Origin of the sequence: Halomonas sp. RT37 (assembly GCF_040070525.1) — a bacterium.
Taxonomy (GTDB): domain Bacteria; phylum Pseudomonadota; class Gammaproteobacteria; order Pseudomonadales; family Halomonadaceae; genus Halomonas; species Halomonas litopenaei.
Map to the genome: position 1 here is coordinate 3,639,874 of NZ_CP098827.1, position 17,283 is coordinate 3,657,156.

At 65.5% G+C, this 17,283-nt stretch carries 14 protein-coding genes; 8 read left to right on the forward strand and 6 right to left on the reverse strand.

Going from position 1 to position 17,283, the window contains the following annotated elements:
- The first annotated feature begins 91 nt into the window (after positions 1 to 91).
- Genes NFG58_RS15805 through NFG58_RS15815 form a run of 3 tightly spaced genes read left to right on the forward strand, consistent with a single transcriptional unit; the run spans position 92 to position 2,221 of the window.
- Positions 92 to 649, forward strand: coding sequence for a TRAP transporter small permease (locus NFG58_RS15805; protein ID WP_045992315.1), 558 nt, complete (start codon positions 92 to 94; stop codon positions 647 to 649).
- A 54-nt stretch (positions 650 to 703) separates the two neighbouring features.
- On the forward strand, positions 704 to 2,008 hold the full coding sequence (locus NFG58_RS15810) for a TRAP transporter large permease subunit (RefSeq protein ID WP_348826959.1): 1,305 nt from the start codon (positions 704 to 706) through the stop codon (positions 2,006 to 2,008).
- A gap of 42 nt (positions 2,009 to 2,050) precedes the next feature.
- Positions 2,051 to 2,221 carry an acetyltransferase gene (locus NFG58_RS15815; RefSeq protein ID WP_108132496.1) on the forward strand — a complete coding sequence of 57 codons (171 nt, stop codon included), beginning with the start codon at positions 2,051 to 2,053 and terminating at the stop codon, positions 2,219 to 2,221.
- Between the two features lie 250 nt (positions 2,222 to 2,471).
- On the opposite strand, the gene NFG58_RS15820 is transcribed toward NFG58_RS15815, so the two are convergent.
- Positions 2,472 to 3,344 carry a LysR family transcriptional regulator gene (locus tag NFG58_RS15820; protein ID WP_108448298.1) on the reverse strand — a complete coding sequence of 291 codons (873 nt, stop codon included), beginning with the start codon at positions 3,342 to 3,344 and terminating at the stop codon, positions 2,472 to 2,474.
- A 137-nt stretch (positions 3,345 to 3,481) separates the two neighbouring features.
- Here NFG58_RS15820 and NFG58_RS15825 point away from each other — a divergent pair, with 137 nt between their 5' ends.
- Positions 3,482 to 4,717 (forward strand): oxidoreductase, encoded by a 1,236-nt coding sequence (locus NFG58_RS15825; RefSeq protein WP_348826960.1) that lies wholly within the window; start codon positions 3,482 to 3,484, stop codon positions 4,715 to 4,717.
- A 48-nt stretch (positions 4,718 to 4,765) separates the two neighbouring features.
- Here NFG58_RS15825 and NFG58_RS15830 read toward each other — a convergent pair whose 3' ends face one another.
- The 4 genes from NFG58_RS15830 to NFG58_RS15845 form a co-directional block, all read right to left on the reverse strand.
- Entirely contained in the window at positions 4,766 to 5,818 is a 1,053-nt protein-coding gene (locus NFG58_RS15830) for a hypothetical protein (protein ID WP_348826961.1), read from the reverse strand.
- Complete coding sequence (locus tag NFG58_RS15835; protein WP_348826962.1) at positions 5,815 to 7,035, reverse strand: MBL fold metallo-hydrolase; 1,221 nt, start codon at positions 7,033 to 7,035, stop codon at positions 5,815 to 5,817. Before NFG58_RS15835 ends, NFG58_RS15830 begins: the two co-directional genes overlap by 4 nt.
- A 169-nt stretch (positions 7,036 to 7,204) precedes the next feature.
- Positions 7,205 to 9,004 carry an ABC transporter ATP-binding protein gene (locus tag NFG58_RS15840; protein WP_348826963.1) on the reverse strand — a complete coding sequence of 600 codons (1,800 nt, stop codon included), beginning with the start codon at positions 9,002 to 9,004 and terminating at the stop codon, positions 7,205 to 7,207.
- A 158-nt stretch (positions 9,005 to 9,162) separates the two neighbouring features.
- Positions 9,163 to 9,774, reverse strand: a complete 612-nt coding sequence (locus tag NFG58_RS15845; RefSeq protein ID WP_045992322.1) for a superoxide dismutase — start codon at positions 9,772 to 9,774, stop codon at positions 9,163 to 9,165.
- Between the two features lie 405 nt (positions 9,775 to 10,179).
- Between NFG58_RS15845 and NFG58_RS15850 the strand changes: the two genes are divergently transcribed.
- From NFG58_RS15850 to NFG58_RS15865, 4 genes are all read left to right on the forward strand, one after another.
- A complete protein-coding gene (locus tag NFG58_RS15850; RefSeq protein ID WP_045992323.1) occupies positions 10,180 to 10,947 on the forward strand; it encodes an ATP-binding cassette domain-containing protein in 768 nt (255 codons plus the stop codon).
- Between the two features lie 68 nt (positions 10,948 to 11,015).
- Complete coding sequence (locus NFG58_RS15855; RefSeq protein ID WP_348826964.1) at positions 11,016 to 12,044, forward strand: iron-siderophore ABC transporter substrate-binding protein; 1,029 nt, start codon at positions 11,016 to 11,018, stop codon at positions 12,042 to 12,044.
- On the forward strand, positions 12,031 to 14,037 hold the full coding sequence (fhuB, locus tag NFG58_RS15860) for a Fe(3+)-hydroxamate ABC transporter permease FhuB (RefSeq protein WP_348826965.1): 2,007 nt from the start codon (positions 12,031 to 12,033) through the stop codon (positions 14,035 to 14,037). Before NFG58_RS15855 ends, fhuB begins: the two co-directional genes overlap by 14 nt.
- 50 nt (positions 14,038 to 14,087) lie before the next feature.
- Positions 14,088 to 14,654, forward strand: a complete 567-nt coding sequence (locus NFG58_RS15865; RefSeq protein ID WP_348826966.1) for a peptide-methionine (S)-S-oxide reductase — start codon at positions 14,088 to 14,090, stop codon at positions 14,652 to 14,654.
- 186 nt (positions 14,655 to 14,840) lie between these two features.
- On the opposite strand, the gene NFG58_RS15870 is transcribed toward NFG58_RS15865, so the two are convergent.
- The gene (locus NFG58_RS15870; RefSeq protein WP_348826967.1) at positions 14,841 to 16,979 is read right to left on the reverse strand and encodes a TonB-dependent siderophore receptor; all 2,139 of its coding nucleotides are present in this window, start codon (positions 16,977 to 16,979) and stop codon (positions 14,841 to 14,843) included.
- Between the last annotated feature and the right edge of the window lie 304 nt (positions 16,980 to 17,283).

Below are 17,283 nucleotides of genomic sequence, written 5' to 3' on the forward strand. Positions count from 1 at the left end.
TCGCAACACGCCACGTCGCGACGCCGTGCAAGAAAGGTGCGGTCAACGACTCACGGACAACGTATCGCTCCACTGACGCCAAGGATCGCCCATGAAGTTTCGCCTGATGCCGCTTTACCGCCTTGGTGGGCTGGGTGCGGCCGCCTCCATGGTCGCCATCTGCGGCCTGATCACCATCCAGGTGCTGTTTCGCCTGCTGGATGCCCTGCTGGTGCTGTTCGGCGGCGCGCGTCTTGGCCTCGAGATCACCGGGGTGTCGGAACTGGCGTCCTTCCTGCTGGTGGGCGCGACCTTTCTCGGCATGGCCTACACCTTCAGCCACCACGCCCACATCCGCATGTCGCTGGTGATCCAGCGCCTGCCGGCGGCGGTGCGCGCCTTCACCGAACTGTTCTGCCTGGCGGTGGCTTCGGCGCTCAACGCGCTGTTGTGCGTATCGCTGTGGCAACTGATGCACGAGAGCCTCGAGTTCGACGACGTCTCCTCGGGACTGCTCGCCGTTCCGCTGTGGATTCCCCAGCTGGCGTTGCTGGTCGGCATGGCGCTGATGAGCCTGGCCCTGGCCGAAGCGCTGATCGACACCGCCAGACAGGCGCTGACGGCGCCGCGCCGTTTCGAGGCCCCGGACGAGGAGCCCAGCCATGACTGACCCGAGGATTCCTGTTCGCCTGCTGCGCATGTCTCGCCAGGAGGGCTTGCCGAGATGCTGACGATCAGTCTGGTCACCCTGCTGGCGCTGGCGGTGCTGCTCGGCAGCGGCGTGTGGATCGCCTACGCCCTGCTCGGCACCGGCTTTATCGTGCTGACGCTGTTCTTTCCGCTGGAGCCCGGCCCGATCCTGGCCTCGGACTTCTGGGGCGCCAGCTACGGCTGGGACCTGACCGCGCTACCGATGTTCGTGTGGATGGGCGAGATCCTGTTTCGCTCGGGGCTCGCCAACAACATGTTCCAGGCGCTGTCGCCCTGGCTCGGGCGTATTCCCGGACGTCTGTTGCATTCCAACATCATCGGCAGCGGGCTGTTTGCCGCGGTCTGCGGCTCCTCGGCGGCGACCTGCGCCACCGTCGGCAAGATGACCCTGCCGGAGCTTGAAAAGCGCGGCTACGACAACGATCTGGCCATCGGTACCCTGGCCAGCGCCTCGACCCTGGGGCTGTTGATTCCGCCGTCGATCATGATGATCGTCTACGGCGTGGTCACCGAACAGTCGATCTCTCGCCTGTTCATCGCCGGCGTCGGGCCGGGACTGATGCTGCTCGGTCTGTTCATGACCTACGTGATCGGCTGGTCGCTGCTGGTGGGCAATCGTCGTGGCGCGGTGGGCAAGCGCGACAGCGACATGCCGCTGCGCCAGAAGCTGTCGGGAAGCCTGCAACTGCTGCCGTTGCTGGCGCTGATCGGCGGCATCCTCGGCAGCATCTACGGCGGGCTTGCCTCGCCCACCGAGGCCGCCGCCTCGGGGGTCGTGCTGTCGATGCTGACCGCTCGAGCCAACGGCCACTTCAACGCCACGATCTTCAAAGACGCCCTGTTCGCCGCGGTGCGCACCTCCTGCATGATCGCCTTCATCATCGCCGGGGCCTCGTTTCTGTCCTCGGCCATGAGCTTCACCCAGCTGCCCATGGACCTGGCCGAGAAGATCGGCGCCATGGGTCTGTCACCGGCCTGGCTGCTGGTGGTGCTGACCCTGTTCTTGCTGGTGCTGGGCTGCTTTCTCGACGGTATCTCGCTGATCCTGCTGGTGACCTCGATCATCATGCCGGTGATCGAGACCGCCGGCTTCGATCTGATCTGGTTCGGCATCTACCTGGTCATCGTGGTCGAGATGTCGCAGATCACCCCGCCGGTGGGCTTCAACCTGTTCGTGATCCAGGGCCTGACCGGGCGCGACATCATGTCGATCACCCGCGCCACGCTGCCGTTCTTCCTGCTGATGATCGTGGCCATCGTGCTGATGAGCCTGTTCCCGGGCATCGCCACCTACCTGCCCCAGGCGATGAGCGGCTGATAGACTAGTTGACAAGATGCTAGGCAGACAGGGGTACGCTACATGAACAGCAAAGTTGAAAAGTACGGCCTCCAGGCCGTGGAACGCCCGCGAATCAAGGCGACCAGAAAATTGGACCTCTCAGGTCCCGAGGGGCAGCAAATCGTCAAGTCGGAGACCAAGCTGGCGTTACGCACGCACAGAAATACCTTCCGGAAACTGGCCGACATGTAATGGAGATTATCCAGTTTCCATTTGAAAGAGTCATTGAGATCAACACCTTGATTCTAGCCACCGAGCCTGGGATGCAAGGTTCTGTGGATGTTTGAAAACTTCAGGGAGCACTGGGTCGTATTGACAATGCCATCGTCTACAGCGGGCTTTCCTGAGCACTGAACCACTTCTCCTTTAGCGGTTTCGAAATCCATCAACTTCGGCCGATAGCGCCTGGAATCGGCCAGCAGCCCCCTATCGAGAAGTCCCCTTACGCAAAGCGCTCCACCAGAAAGTCGATCAGCACGCGAACGCGTCTGGGCAGCAGGGTCGTGGCCGGCCGCACGATGGACACTGTCGTCGCCTGCTCGCTGGCGACGACGTCATCGAGCAGGCGTTCGAGCCGACCCGCCTGAAGATCCTCGTCGACCATGTACGCGGGTAGGCAGGCGATGCCTCGCCCCTGCAGACAGGCGGCGTGCAGTGTCTCCAGCGAATTGGAAAGAAACCCGGGTTGCGGGAGCCTGCTGTCCTTGATTCCCCACATGACGGCGCCCCGGCCCTGATGCAGGAACAGCCCCACATGCCGGGGCAACTCATCTTCCGCCAGCGGCCTGCCGTGGCGAGCCAGGTAGGCAGTTGCGGCGCAGATCAGCCGGGGATGCGCCACCAAGGGCCGAGCGATCAGGCTCGAATCGTCAAGCGTGGCGCTGCGAATCGCCAGGTCCATACGCTCGTGCACCAGATCGACCATCGCGTCGGTCAACGTCAGGTCGATCTCCACCGCCGGATAGCGCTCCATGAACGCCAGCAGCAGCGGCATCAACCGCTGCTTGCCCAGCGCGGTGGGCGACGTGAGGCGAATACGCCCGCGCAGCTCGCTGCGGCCTTCGGCGATACCCTGTTCCACCTGGGAAAGCCGCTCCAGCAGCCCCCGGGTCTCGCTGGCGAAGGTCTCTCCCGCTTCGGTCAGGCTCATTTGTCGCGTGGAGCGCAGGATCAGGGGGACACCCAGCCGCTGTTCCAGCCGGCTGATGCGCTTGCTTACGGCCGAGTGGGTGACGCCCAACTGGCGGGCGGCCCCTGAAAAAGTGCCGGCGTCGATGACGGCATGGAAGACGGAAAGTTCGCTGACAGTATCCATCTGTTCCTTATAGTCACAAGTCCTGTGCCTCGACAAGGGATTATCGCTGCCCCGGCGGCGTGCCAGGATGGCGGCTCCTGCTCAGGTGCCGTTCTACCGTTCCCTTTTCCCTTCCCATCGACGCTCGGAGTTTGCCCATGATCCCTTCCTGCGACACCGCGCACGACGACAACGACATCGGTCCGCTGTTCTCGCCGCTGACGCTGCCCTGCGGCCTGGTGCTGAAAAACCGCATCGCCAAGGCGGCCATGTCGGACTCACTCGGCGATGGCACCGGTCACCCTACCGAAGCCCAGGGCCGGCTCTACGAGCGCTGGGCCCAGGGCGGAGTCGCCCTGTCGCTGATCGGCGAGGTACAGGGCAGGCCCGATGTGGCCGAGAAGCCCGGTAATCTAGTCTTGAACGAGCACTCGGATCTGACGGCCTTCGAGCGACTGGCACAACGTGGCAATCAGCATGGCAGCGGCCTGTGGCTGCAGCTCGGTCACGCCGGAGCGCTGGCCTATCCGCCGACCAGTGTCGCTAGGGGCCCCAGCGCCCTCGACCTGCCGGGTCTACGCTGCGCGGCCTTGAGCCCAGACGAGATCCACGCCCTGCCCGATCAGTTTGCACGCACCGCCGCACTGGCCAGGGCGGCAGGCTTCGCCGGCGTGCAGGTCCACGCCGCCCACGGTTTCCTGCTCAGCCAGTTTCTTTCCCCGCTGTTCAACCGACGCGACGATGCCTACGGTGGCTCGATCACGGGACGCCGACGCCTGCTGCTCGAGGTGATCCAGGCGGTACGCGATGCCGTGGGGCCGGCGTTTCCGGTGGCGGTCAAGCTCAACGCCAGCGACCAGCTCGAAGGCGGGCTCGACCAGGAGGATGCGCTCGAGGTGGTGAAGTCGCTGGACAGCCAGCCCATCGACCTGATTGATATCAGCGGTGGCACCTACTTTCCCGGCGCCCGTTCTGCCTCAGACACGGGCACGGCGGCTGGCAGCCCCTACTTTCTGGCGTTTGCACGTCGGGCTCGCCGACACACGACGCTGCCGCTGATGCTGACCGGAGGCTTCAAGACACTGTCCCAGGCACGCAGCGCGGTGGATGAAGGGAGCGTGGATATCGTCGGACTGGCCCGGGCCCTGGCCATTAAGCCCGAGCTGCCCCGCCACTGGCAGCAAGGTCAGAGCGCGGGCCCGTCCTTCCCACGCTTCGACACCCCGCCCGAGGGCGGCATCACCGCCTGGTACACCATGCGCCTGACGCAATTGGCCGAGGATCGCGACGACGAGTCGCCGGGATCCCTCGAGCAGGCGCTGACTGACTACGAGGCCCGCGACCAGACCCGCACGCTAGCCTGGTGTCGCCACTTCTATTCGACCCCGGGTTGATGCTGCGTCGTGCCCCAAAGCCCCTGAACGCTTCCTCGGCCCTCGCGCTCAGGCCTGGTGGCGCTGCCTGAGCGTCTCGATCACCTCTCCCAGACGACGCCTGGCCTCGCCGTCTGGCTGCTCGGCGACCAGATCATCCAGCACCTGAACCACGTCGGCGTCACGGCGAGCCCGCGCCGCCTTGCCAGTCTTGTCGCCCGCGTCGTTTGCCAGCAAGGCGCAGATCACCCGGTCCAGAGTACCGAACAGAAAATCGATGCTGTAGCCGGCGAGAAAGCCCAGGGCGGCGCCGCTCAGCGCCACCTGTGCGCCCTGATCGGTGGGAATCTGGGAGACGAACAACACGATGGCGCCACCGGAGAGCGTGCCCAGCACGATGCGATTGACATGCTCGCCGATCCGCGCGGGATCGAAGGTGCGACTGTACAGCCGGGTCGCGGTCACCCGCAGCACAAAGGCGAAGGCCCCGAGGGCACCATAAAGAAAGGGCTCTGTGTGGCGAAGTCCCTCGTAGATAAAGTCGAGCGCGGTATTCCAGTGGGTCCAGTCGAGCCCAGAGGACGGCCGGCCAGTATCGATGGCGTACATCAGCACGTTGGAGCCGATCACCGCCATCACCACCGCCCCGGTCCACCACCAAAGGCGAATCAAGTACTTGCCGGTGCGGCTGTCGCGCATTCGACCATCGCTGTCCGGGCGCGTCGCCGCCAGGGTACGAGGCGAGATACCTGGGTAGAGCCGGGACAGGCGCCGGTAGCAATCCACCACGCCGGCCAGTTCTTCGGTGGTCAACAGCTCCTTGCGATCGGTCTTTTCCTTGGCCACGAAGTAGGCGGTCAGGTCGATCTCCGGCGGGTAACCTTCGAACTCCTGGGCGTAGTCCAGCAGCGCCGTGGTGTCGTCGAGCAGCTTGCGGATACGCTCTCCGCAGCCATCTTCACTGCCGTTGCCGTTGCCGTTGCCGTTGCCGTTGCCATTGCCGTTGCCGTTGCCGTTGCCGTTGCCGTTGCCGTTGCCGTTAACATTGTCACTATCGCTGCCGCCGTCGGCATCATCGTCCCTGCGATCGCGACGAGGCCCCTCCTGCTCTGAACTGCTCATCGACAGTGTCCTCCCTCGCTTGCCTGGGTGCGCTCGTCCACCACACAGATCAGGCCGTTGATGGTGTAGCTCTCGCCATCGGTATGAACGACGATGTGGCGATTCTCGACGTAGGCCCCCAGGTAGCTTCCACCTTCGCCCTGGCGCGTCTGGAACAGCAGCGGTGCCGGGCTGAGCTTGGCCAGGCGATCCAGCGGAGCCTGCCGCGGCAGGCGATAGCGCAGGTTCACTCCACCATCGCCGACGCTGAGCACGGCCACCTCGGGTCTCAGCGTCTGCACAAAGGTGTCGCTGGTGCTGGTGTCGGAACCGTGATGATTCAGCTTGAGCACGTCGACGTTGCCCACCTGGGCGGCGACGAAGGCCTCCATGGGTACGCTGCGAGCACCACCTCCGGTGAGGTCGCCGCCGGTGAAGTAGCGAAAGCGCCCGTGCTCGATGATCAGTGCCACGCTGCGGGCGTTTTCCCGCCGTGGATGAAGTGACTGCTCACCGACCTCACAGAAACCGATATCCCCGGCCAGGTGCCGGCCGCCCGCTGCGGCCACCTGGATACGGGTGTCGGCGCCCAGGCGCAGCTGGGGATGATCGGGACGACAGTCGGGGATAAGCTCGACCAGCCGCGCCCCCACGGCCCGGGCCGCCGCCAGGTACTCGCCGTACTGGGTGTCGCGGCCGGTGGGAGACAGCACCTCGGGCTTGATGCCGGGTCGTTCCAGTACCGTCTCGACGGTGACGCCCGCCTCGATGAGTTCATCGAAGCCACCGATATGGTCGGCGTCATAGTGGCTGGCGAGAAAATAGTCGAGTCGATCGATCCCCAGTGCGATCAGGGCCGGCGCCACCACCCTGCGGCCATCACCGCGATTTCCCGCATCGATCAACAGACTCTGACCGCTGCCGGTATCCACTACCAGGGTGGCGTCACCCATGCCCACGTCGAGGTGCAGGATGCGCAGGTCGGCGAGGGCCGGCGTCGTTGCCAGGCAACCCAGCAGCAGAGCCGCCCGGACCAGGGCACTCGGACGCCAAGCCGCCAGTAAACAAGCCGCCTGTAAACAAGACGCCGACACTCGCAAGGCCCGCATCGCCAAGGCGGGTGCAGCTAAGCCTGGTATAACAAAGCCCGGTACAACAAAGCCCGGTACAACAAAGCCCGACAGCAGACGATGGAACGCCCGGCGACGAACCCCGTCCCCGAGCAGTACGCAGCTCATCCTTCACGCCTCATGCAGCATAGGAAGTTACTACTTACTTACCCTAGACTGCACAGACGGTGCTGGCGAGCCGTATCCTCCACGCCTGAACCGGTTTCGGGGCCTGTTCCGGGGCCGGCACCGAGCCCGCGGCCAAGTCCCGCGCATCGCGACAGGTCAGTGCGCCAGGTCAGGGCGACGTGGCTGCCACCGTCGCCGCCTCGCCGGTCTGCACCTGCCACTGGGCGGCGTAGCGCCCGCCCCGGGCGATCAGCTCGGTGTGGACGCCGCGCTCGACCACCTGTCCGCGCTCCATCACCACGATCTGGTCGGCGTGGACGATGGTCGAGAGCCGGTGGGCGATCATGATCACGGTACGCTCACCGCCGATGCGCGACAGCGAGCGCTGAATCGCCGCCTCGGTCTCGTTGTCCACCGCACTGGTGGCCTCGTCCAGCACCAGCACCGGGGGATCCTTGAGCAGCGCCCGGGCCAGCGACAGACGCTGGCGCTGCCCGCCGGACAGGCGCACGCCGCGCTCACCGACACGGGTATCGAGGCCGTCCGGCAGACGCTCGATGAACTCCCAGGCTTCGGCGGTGCGTGCCGCGGCGATGACCTCCTCATCACTGGCCTCGGGACGGGCATAGGCGATGTTGTCACGCACGCTGCCCTCGAACAGGTAGACGTCCTGGCTGACCAGGCCGATGGCGTCGCGCAGCGCTCCCTGGCGAAGCTCCGCCACCGGGACGGCGTCGAGCTCGACCCGCCCCTGGTCGGGGTCGTGAAAGCGCAACAGCAGCTTGATCAGGGTCGACTTGCCGGAGCCGGTGGGCCCGACCAGCGCCAGGGTACTGCCGGCGGGTACCGCCAGCTCCACAGCGTCGATGCCGGCGCCGCTGCCCGGGTAGTGAAAGCTCACTTCTGCAAAGCGCACCTCGCCACGCACCGGCGTCTTGAGCTCACGGCGTCCATCGTCACGCACCCGGATCGGGGTAGCGATCAGATCGAGGATGCGCCGGGTGCTGGCCATGGCCCGCTCGAACAGGTCGATGACCTGGGCCAGTCCGGTCAGCGGCCATAGCAGCCGCTGGGTCAGGAACACCAGCACGCCGTAGGCGCCGACGTTGAGCTCACCGGACAGCGCCTGCATGCCGCCGACGATGAAGGTGGCCAGAAACCCGGTGAGGATCGCCATGCGGATCACCGGAATAAAGGCCGAGCTGATACGAATGGCACGGCTGTTGGCGTCCACGTAGGCCTCACTGTCGGCCTTCAGCCGAGCCGCCTCGCGGGCCTCTGCGGTAAAGCTCTTGATGGTGGCCATGCCCTGAATATTGTTGGACAGCCGGCTGGACAGCACCCCGACCTTCTCACGCACGTCGGCATAGAGGGGACCGGCCTTGCGCTGAAACACGAAGGCACCCCACAGGATCAGCGGCACCGGGGTAAAGGCCAGCAGCGCGATCAGCGGCGACAGCACGAAGAACACCGCCCCTACCGCCACCACGGTGACTGCGACCTGGATCAGTGAGTTGGCACCGCCGTCGAGGAAGCGCTCGAGCTGGTTGACGTCGTCATTCATGGTGGCGACCAGCTCACCGGACGAGCGCGACTCGAAGAAGCCCATGTCCAGGCGCTGCACGTGCTCGTAGGCGTCCTGGCGCAGGTCGGCCTGCAGGCGCTGGGCAAGATTGCGCCACAGGATCTGATAGAGGTACTCGAACAGCGACTCGCCGGCCCAGATAAAGAAGGTCAGCACCCCCAACACGATGATCTGGGAGCTGGCCGAGACGAAGCCGAGCCCCGCCACGAAGCTCTGCTCCTGGTTGACCACCACGTCGATGGCCACCCCGATCAGGATCTCGGGGGCGATATCAAACAGCTTGTTGATCATCGAACACAGGGTGGCGGCGACGATCCGTCGACGATAACCGCGGGCGTAGCGCAACAGGCGCCCTAGCGCCTGCAGGCTGGATGAGCGGGACACGGCGTGAACTCCTTGTTGTCGCACCACAAGGGCGACGACCAATCCAGACGGCGCCCTGACCGGGGCACCAACCAAAAGCGCCGCGGCCCTGGGGGCCGCGGCGCGGGTCTTGCGCTAGCTCGGATGACGTCGAGACATCGACGTCAGGCCGGCTTCGCTCAGGCAGTGGCGGCCTGGTAGCGACGCTCGACTTCGTCCCAGTCCACCACGTTGAAGAAGGCGGCGATGTAGTCGGGACGCTTGTTCTGGTACTTCAGGTAGTAGGCGTGCTCCCACACGTCCAGACCCAGCACCGGAGTGTTGCCGTGCATCAGCGGGCTGTCCTGGTTCAGGGTGTTTTCCACCACCAGGGCGCCGTCCGGAGTGACGGAGAGCCAGGCCCAGCCAGAGCCGAAGCGGCCCAGCGCGGCCTTGGTGAAGGCATCCTTGAAGGCGTCAAAGCCGCCCAGTTCCTTCTCGATGGCCTCACCGACCTTGCCCTTGGGGTCGCCACCACCGTTCGGGGACATCACGGTCCAGAACAGCGAGTGGTTGGAGTGGCCGCCGCCGTTGTTGATGACCGGCTGGCGCTTGTCTTCCGGCAGACGCTCCAGGTTGGAGATCAGCTCGTCGACCGGCAGGTCCTCGAGACCGGTGCCTTCCAGGGCGCCGTTGAGGTTGGTGACGTAGGTGTTGTGGTGACGAGAATGGTGGATCTCCATGGTCAGCGCATCAATGGAGGGTTCCAGTGCGTCGTAGGCGTAGGGCAGTTCCGGCAGAGTATGTGCCATGGTGATACCTCCTTCCTTGTCGAAATTGGGCTGGGTTCAGGGGGGATAATCGTATCCCACTCACCAGCTTACGTCATCGTGGGCCTCATACTATAGGCAAGACGCGTTCTTCTCGCTAGCGTGCTCCACGCCAAACGCATTGCCCGCCTGGCGGTGTCGGCATCCCTGCCGTCGTTGAAGAGGCCCGATGTCGTGGACCACAGGGTGTCATCCTTTACGCCCCTTCTACAAGGGTTGATCAATAGTCTTTCAGCGCAACGCCTCCCTGACGTGCATCATTGACAATAACAAACAAATTGATAACCATTCCTATCCATTATCTTTCCTGCCCGGTCGCCCGGACCAGCCTGCCCGGACCAGCCAGCCCAAGCCACCCTGCCCCAGTCACCCAGCGGAGCCGTCTTCATGTTCGATCTTCAGTCCGCTTCCTTCGCGATCCCGGGCAAGACCCTGCTGTCGCCGACCAGCCTGAGCTTCGATGCCGGCCGGGTCCACGGACTGATCGGCCACAACGGCTCCGGCAAGTCGACCCTGCTCAAGCTGATGGCTCAGCAACAGCCGGCCAGCGAGGGGCGCATCCTGTTCAACGGCCAGCCGCTCGAGGCCTGGGGGCGCCGCGCCTTCGCCCGCGAAGTGGCCTATCTGCCGCAACACCTGCCCAGTGCCGAAAGCCTGACCTGTCGCGAGCTGATCGCCTTTGGTCGTTACCCCTGGAAGGGGCTGCTGGGTCGCTCGCGGCGCGACGATCACGAACACGTGGCGCGAGCCATGGCGCTGACCCACACCGAGGGCTTTGCCGATCGCCTGGTGGACACCCTGTCCGGCGGCGAACGTACCCGGGTGTGGCTGGCCATGTTGCTGGCCCAGGGCAGCCGCCTGCTGCTGCTCGATGAACCGCTGGCGGCGCTGGATATCGCCCATCAGGTGGAAGTGATGACCCTGGTACGCAAGCTGTCGCGGGAGCTCGACCTGGGCGTGGTCATCGTGTTGCACGACATCAACATGGCCTCACGCTTCTGTGATCGCCTGGTCGCCCTGCACAGCGGTCGCGTCATCGCCGAAGGCGACCCGCAGACGCTGATGACCGGCGACCTGCTCGAGGACATCTACGGCGTGCCGATGCAGGTGATGCCCCATCCCTCCGGCGAACACGCGGTGGCGCTGGTGCAATGAGGTTGTCCTTGAATGTCCGCCGTGCTCTGACTGTCCGCCGTTCTATGGTGTCCCTGGCTTCCCTGCGCTTGCGTTCCGGCCTTTTTCGCTCGGGTGGCTACCATAGCTTGGTGTGGCTGGCGCTGTCGGCCTGGCTGCTGGCGTCTCCGGCCAGTGCCGCGCCGCGTATCGCCAGCCTGGACTGGACCCTGGCCGAGACGCTGATCGCACTTGACGCGCCACCGGTGGCGCTGGCCCAGGTCGACGACTACGAAAGCTGGGTGGGGCTCGAGGCGCCGCCAGGTGCCACCGACATCGGCCTGCGTACCCAGCCGAACCTGGAACTGCTGTCCGAACTCGACCCCGACGCCATCGTGATCTCGCCGATGTTCGCCAACCTGGCGCCGCGGCTTTCATCGATCGCCGAGGTCAAGCAGCTCGCCATGTACAGCGGCGAGGGCACCTTCTGGTCGCAGTCTCTGGCGCTGACCCGACAGCTCGGCGAACTGGTGGATCGCGAAAACGCCGCCGAGGCATTGATCGAGGAGACCGAGGCCTACATCGCGGACATCGCCGCTCGGCTGCCCGAGGACACCCGCCCGCTATTGCTGCTCCAGTTCATGGATGAGCGCCACGTGCGCCTGTTCGGTGAGCACAGCCTCTACCAGGCGGTGCTTAGGCGCATGGGCCTGACCAACGCCTGGCGAGGCGCCACCAATGCCTGGGGCTTCAGCCTGATCGGCATCGAACAGCTGGCCAATTATCCCGAGGCCCGCATCGTGGTGGTCGAACCCTATATCGCCGGGGTGCGCGAGGCGCTGGCCGACAGTGGCCTGTGGCGCCATCTGGGCAGCGTCCAGCGTGACGACGTCGTCACCCTGCCACCGGTGTGGAGCTTCGGCGCCCTGCCCTCGGCCAGGCGCTTTGCCACCCTGCTGGGCGACGCCCTCTCCAGCAACATGCCAGATACTCGCGCTCCCGATACTAGCCCCCCCGACACCAGCGCTCCCGGCACCAGCGCTTCCGATACCCACACTCTCGGCACCAGCGCTCGCGACACCAGCGAACGGGCCACCACACCGGATCAGGCACAAGGAAATACCGATGCTCGCCGCTGAATCCCGCGCCCGCCGTACCTCCGCGCTGGGCATCACCGGCCTGGTGCTGGCGCTGGCCTGCATGCTGGCCGCCTTCTACTCCCTGGCCGAGCTGGGCGGCCCACAGGCGGCGCTTGCTGCCCTGACCGATTCGGGGGCGCTCGGCGCCAATGAACCGCCAAGCCCGGATACGCTGGTGCTGCACTATAGCTGGTGGCCGCGCCTGGTGATGTCGCTGAGCGCCGGCGGCGCCCTGGGGCTGGCCGGGGTGCTGATGCAGCAGGTGCTGCGCAACCCACTGGCCGCCCCCACCACCCTGGGGGTGGCCAGCGGCGCCAATCTGGCGCTGATGGTCGCCACCCTGATGGCGCCTGGCCTGCTGGTGCTGGGCCGCGAGTGGGTGGCGCTGGCCGGCGGTGGCCTGGCCATGGGACTGGTGTTCGCCCTCGGCTGGCGTCGTGGCCTGTCACCCGGCGTCGTGGTACTCGGCGGCCTGGTGGTCAATCTCTACTTCGGCGCCCTGGCGGTGGTGCTGTTGCTGTTCAACCAGGAGGCGCTCAAGGGCGTGCTGGTGTGGGGCGCCGGCTCGCTGGCCCAGAACGGCTGGGACGGCGTGCTCTACCTGTTGCCGCGTCTGGTGATCGCCGGCGCCCTGGCCATCTGGCTGCTGCGCCCGCTGGCGCTGCTGGAACTGGACGACGCCAGCGCACGCAGCCTCGGCGTCTCGCTCAAGTGGCTGCGCCTGGGCGGGCTGGGTCTCGCGGTCTTCATCACCGGCTGTGTGGTGGCAGTGGTCGGCATCATCGGCTTTATCGGCCTGGCGGCGCCCAATATCGCGCGCATGGCCGGTGCCCGGCGTCTGCCGGCGCGGCTGGGTTGGTCGATCGCGTTCGGCGCGCTGCTGCTGGCGGTCACCGACCTGGTACTCCAGGGCGGCGTCGACGCCCTGCCTACCCTGCTGCCCACCGGGGCGACCACCGCCGCCCTGGGGGCACCGCTACTGCTGTGGCTGATCCCACGCCTGCGCCTGACCGCCCGGCGTCCACCGCCCAGCTCGAACCCGCAGGCCCTGCGTGCCGAGGCCCCCGGGCGCCTGCTGCTGGTGCTCGCCGTGCTGCTGGCCCTGGCGACCCTGGTCGGCATTCTGATCGGCCAGTCCAGCACCGGCTGGTCGTCGAGCCTCGACGGCGACGTTCTCGACTGGCGCTGGCCGCGCATCTTCGCCGCCGCCGGCAGCGGCGCCCTTCTGGCCATCGCCGGCACCCTGATCCAGCGGGTCACCGCCAACCCCATGGCGAGCCCGGAACTGCTGGGCATCAGCGGTGGCGCGGCGATTGCGCTGATTCTCACCATCTTCCTGGTGCCAGCGCCGAGCAACCTGACGCTGGTGGGCGCCGGCACCGTTGGCGCGCTGGTCGTGCTCGGCGTGCTGGTGGCGCTCAATCGCGCCAGCGGCTTCCAGCCAGAGCGCCTGCTGCTCAGCGGCGTGGCGATCACTGCGCTGTTCGACGCGGTGCGCTCGATCGTGCTGGCCGGCGGCGACCCTCGCGGTCAGCAGGTCATCGCCTGGCTGTCAGGGTCGACCTACTACGTCGACCCGGCCTCGGCGCTGGTGGTACTGGGTATCGGGGCGCTGGCCGCCGTCGCCGCTCAGGCGCTGACTCGCTGGCTGGATATCCTGCCGCTGGGCGCTGCCACCGCCAAGGCGCTTGGGATCCACGTCGAGCGCGCCCGCCTGGGCCTGCTGGCGACGGTGGCGATACTGACCGCGGTGGCCACCCTGATCGTCGGTCCGTTGTCCTTTGTCGGCCTGCTGGCGCCTCATATGGCACGTCTGTTGGGGCTGTCCCGGGCACGCGCGCACCTGGCCGGGGCGGCGCTGATCGGGGCGCTGCTGATGGTGCTGGCCGACTGGGTCGGCCGCCAGTTGCTGTTTCCCCAGGAGATCCCGGCAGGCCTGGTCGCCTCGCTGATCGGCGGCAGCTACTTCATGTGGGGGCTGCGAAAGTTGTAAGCTAAAGGCGTCTTCGGTGACAAAGCCGCTCCGCCAACGAGGGAATCCCGATGCACGACAGCCTGCCCCTGCTCCGTCCTTCCCTCGCCCGTCTGGCCCTCGGCGGTAGCTGCTACTGGTGCCTGGAGGCGGTCTATCAGTCGCTGCGCGGGGTCGAATCCGTCCACCAGGGCTGGGTCGCCGCCGACGGCGAGCACTCGGACTTTCATGAAGCCGTGGTGGTGGACTATGACCCCTCTCGCCTGCCCCTCGACGTGCTGATCGAGATCCACCTATACACCCACCGGGCCACCGCAGACCACCAGCGCCGCGGCCGCTATCGCTCTGCGGTCTATGTGCTGACCGAGTCTCAGGCAGCTTCTGCTCGAGACACCCTGGCCCAGTTGCAGGATGACTTCGACGCGCCCCTGCTCACCCGAGTACTGCCGCTGGTGGACTTTCGCGCCTCGAAGGAGGACTACCACGACTACTTCTACAGCGACCCGTCGCGGCCCTTCTGCGAACGCTGGATCACCCCCAAGCTAAAACTGTTGCTCGAGCGCTTCGGCGACGTCGCCGACGGCGAGCGCCTGGCCCGGGCCGGGGTAACGGCGGAGGGCGGCCAGGGCCAGAGCTAGAGAGCTAGAGAGATAGAAAGATAGAGAGATATGGCTATAGAAAGACAGGAATAGCGATAACACTCGGACCGCCTAGGCCCGCTGTTCTTCCACCGGCAGCCTCCATGCCAAGACGCCCCCGGGAAAACCGGTCGGGGCGTCTCGATTCAGCGAGTTGATCAGCGGGGCTGGAAGCCCGCCACTGGATCAGAAGCGGTACTTGATGCTGCCGACCACGCTGCGCTCCTCGCCGTAGTAGCACCAGTATTCGCAGCCTGAAACGTACTCTTCGTCGGTCAGGTTGTTGACGTTGACCTGGGCGGTCCACTGGGGCGTGATGTCATAGCTGACCTTGGCGTCCCACAGGGTGTAGGAGTCCACCGTGGCATCAGAGTAGCGCGGGCTGTCCTTGGTCTCGCCCACATAGCGCACACCGCCCCCCAGGTTCAGACCGTGCAGCGCTCCCGGGACCGCGTAGTCCAACCACAACGAGGCCTGGTTACGCGGGATCAGGCCGGCGCGCAGGTCGCGCTCCTCACGGCTGATATCGACGCGTACGTCGGTATAGGTGTAGGCGGCGGTGACCTTGAGGTCGTCGGTGACATAGCCCACCCCCTCGATCTCGAAACCCTGGGACTCGCGCTCACCGCCCTGGCGGTTGGCCGACTCACCGCTGGTATAGAGGGTATCGCTTTCCTCGAGGTCGAACACCGCAGCAGTAATATAGCCATCCAGCCAGTCCGGGGCATACTTGACGCCGACTTCCCACTGCTCGCCCTCGCTGGGACGATAGGCACGACCATCCGGATCGGTGCCGATCTGCGGTGAGAAGGACTCGCTGTAGCTCAAGTAGGGCGAGATGCCGTAGTCGCCCAGGTACATCACGCCGCCGGAGAAGGTGGTCTCGTCCTCGCTGCCGCCACCGTTGTCCTCCCCGTCGATGCGGTTGGTCACGTCCACGCTGTCATGACGCAGGCCGGCCAGGAAGATCCAGCGGTCATCCAGACGAAGCTGGTTCTGGGCGTAGAAGCCGAGTTGTTCCTTGCCTTCCTCGTGATCGGTTCCATTTCGGGAGCTCGGAGTAAAGTTGCCGTACTCCGGATCGAAGATGTCGAAAGGCGAACCGAAGGCGAAATCGTCGTAGTTGTCGTAGTCAATATCCAGATCCTGGTAGTCGACGCCGACCAGCAGGGTGTTCTCGGTGCGATCGCTGTACCAGCGGCCGATGGCGCGGGTATCCACCGTGACCGCGTCGAAGTCGCCGTCGCGATAGGTCAGGCCGCGCTGGGCGTTGCGGTCGTCCAGCAGGTAGGACACATAGACGTCACGCTCGAGCAGATCCAGATGGCTGTAGCGGAAGTTCTGCTCGATGTCCCAGGTATCGTTGAGACGGTGGGACAGTTCGTAGCCCAGCGCCCACTGCTCGTGTTCCTGGCGCTCGTAGTCCGGCTCTCCCAGGTTGTCCTCGGGGTCGAGCTTGCCGAAGGGGGTGTTGTCCACGGTGCCGTAGGGCAGCTTGAAGCCGTTGGTAGGCGTGCCGTGGTCCTTCAGGTAGCTGGCCAGAAAGGTGACGCTGGTATCCTGCGACAGATCGAGCTCCAGGCTCGGCGCCAGATAGACCCGCTGATTGTCGGTGTCCTCGATCTGGCCATCATTCTCGCGGAACAGTCCGACCATGCGATAGCGCACATCATCGCGCCCTGCCACAGGCCCCGAGACGTCGACGCCCACCTGCTCGTGGTCGTCGCTGCCGTATTGCAATTCGATCAGCCCCTGAGGCTCGTCGGTGGGACGCTTGCTGATGGCGTTAATGACACCCCCGGGAGGCGCCTCGCCATAGAGGATCGAGGCCGGCCCCTTGAGCAGTTCGACGCTCTCGAGGCCGAAGGTCTCGGTGCTCCACCAGAAGTAGCCGCCCTCACGAAACTGACGCAGGCCATCCTGGTACAGTGAGTCCTCGCCATTGAAGCCGCGAATATAGAACCACTCGGCCTTGTTGTCCTGGCCGAACGGCTGGGATACCACACCGCTGCGGTAGCGCAGCACCTCGTCGTACTTGTTGACCTGGCGGTTATCGAGTTCCTCGCGGGAGACCTGGGAGGTAGCCCGAGGCGTCTCGAGCACCGGGGTCTCGACCTTCAGCGCCGAGGTGCTCACCACCATGGTGTCGCTCGTCACCTCGGTGACCGCCTCCTCCTGGGCAAACGCCATCCCCGCCCCGGCAAGTGGGGCCAGCCCCAGCGCGAGGCGCACGGCGATGGCAAGCGGGCGACGGGAGACAGGGCTGCCGGGCAGGAAGTCGGTGAACAGTGGGCTGGCGGATGGACGGGGACTGGCGGGTTGCATGCGGTAGGCCTCGGAGCGCATCGAAGACGACAACGAACGACGTTGAACGTTCGTGAAACATCTACGGCATGCTAATTGTTTTCATTTTTACACGCAATCAAGACCAGCTTTCATTTACATAAATCCCGCCAAAGGCCGATGTCGATCAAGGGCTGCGAAACCACCTCGCGCCATCAGCGACACCAGAGCGACCCATTAACCACAGGCACACGAAAGCCCGAACAAGCCGTGCTCGGGTGCGAGGGAGCCAGGCAGGGGGGATGGATGAACCGCTGGATGGTGGCGAGAGCGCTCTACCGGCTGA

Excerpts from the sequence above, each read along its gene's own strand:
- NFG58_RS15845 (WP_045992322.1), bottom strand. The coding sequence starts at position 9,774 with ATGGCACATACTCTGCCGGAACTGCCCTACGCCTACGACGCACTGGAA.
- NFG58_RS15820 (WP_108448298.1), bottom strand. The coding sequence starts at position 3,344 with ATGGATACTGTCAGCGAACTTTCCGTCTTCCATGCCGTCATCGACGCC.
- NFG58_RS15865 (WP_348826966.1), top strand. The coding sequence starts at position 14,088 with ATGCACGACAGCCTGCCCCTGCTCCGTCCTTCCCTCGCCCGTCTGGCC.
- NFG58_RS15850 (WP_045992323.1), top strand. The coding sequence starts at position 10,180 with ATGTTCGATCTTCAGTCCGCTTCCTTCGCGATCCCGGGCAAGACCCTG.
- NFG58_RS15815 (WP_108132496.1), top strand. The coding sequence starts at position 2,051 with ATGAACAGCAAAGTTGAAAAGTACGGCCTCCAGGCCGTGGAACGCCCG.
- NFG58_RS15830 (WP_348826961.1), bottom strand. The coding sequence starts at position 5,818 with ATGAGCAGTTCAGAGCAGGAGGGGCCTCGTCGCGATCGCAGGGACGAT.
- NFG58_RS15870 (WP_348826967.1), bottom strand. The coding sequence starts at position 16,979 with ATGCAACCCGCCAGTCCCCGTCCATCCGCCAGCCCACTGTTCACCGAC.
- NFG58_RS15825 (WP_348826960.1), top strand. The coding sequence starts at position 3,482 with ATGATCCCTTCCTGCGACACCGCGCACGACGACAACGACATCGGTCCG.
- NFG58_RS15835 (WP_348826962.1), bottom strand. The coding sequence starts at position 7,035 with ATGAGCTGCGTACTGCTCGGGGACGGGGTTCGTCGCCGGGCGTTCCAT.
- fhuB (WP_348826965.1), top strand. The coding sequence starts at position 12,031 with ATGCTCGCCGCTGAATCCCGCGCCCGCCGTACCTCCGCGCTGGGCATC.
- NFG58_RS15810 (WP_348826959.1), top strand. The coding sequence starts at position 704 with ATGCTGACGATCAGTCTGGTCACCCTGCTGGCGCTGGCGGTGCTGCTC.
- NFG58_RS15805 (WP_045992315.1), top strand. The coding sequence starts at position 92 with ATGAAGTTTCGCCTGATGCCGCTTTACCGCCTTGGTGGGCTGGGTGCG.